This window comes from Chryseobacterium cupriresistens (assembly GCF_046614675.1).
GTDB lineage: Bacteria > Bacteroidota > Bacteroidia > Flavobacteriales > Weeksellaceae > Chryseobacterium > Chryseobacterium cupriresistens.
This window is the reverse complement of the sequence record NZ_JBKKJT010000060.1, coordinates 1-278: the sequence shown is the minus strand read 5'-3', so window position 1 is coordinate 278 and position 278 is coordinate 1. Positions and strand designations below refer to the sequence as shown.

Annotated in this window: 1 protein-coding gene; it reads left to right on the top strand. The window is 54.0% G+C overall.

Going from position 1 to position 278, the window contains the following annotated elements; all coding sequences use genetic code 11:
* The coding region (locus ACLI50_RS22660; RefSeq protein WP_411414691.1) for an NIL domain-containing protein at positions 1-278 on the top strand (278 nt) is incomplete at both ends.

The following is a 278-nucleotide window of genomic DNA, read 5'->3' as shown; positions in this document are numbered from 1 at the left end:
CTGAGGAAGAAACCTTCAATACCGAACTGGCAAACGATCTGGAAGGCACGGTCATCAGGCTGACCTTTACCGGGCACAGCACCCATAAGCCGATCGTGGGTGAACTGACCCTGCGCTACGGCCTGCCGTTTAACATCCTGCATGGGAAAATGACGCAAACCGCCCACGGTGTGTTTGGTCAGCTCTGGGTACATGTCGTGGCATCCGATGAACAACTGAACAATATCCTCGCCGACCTGCAGCACAGCGATATTGAAGGCGAGGTGATTAAACATGGC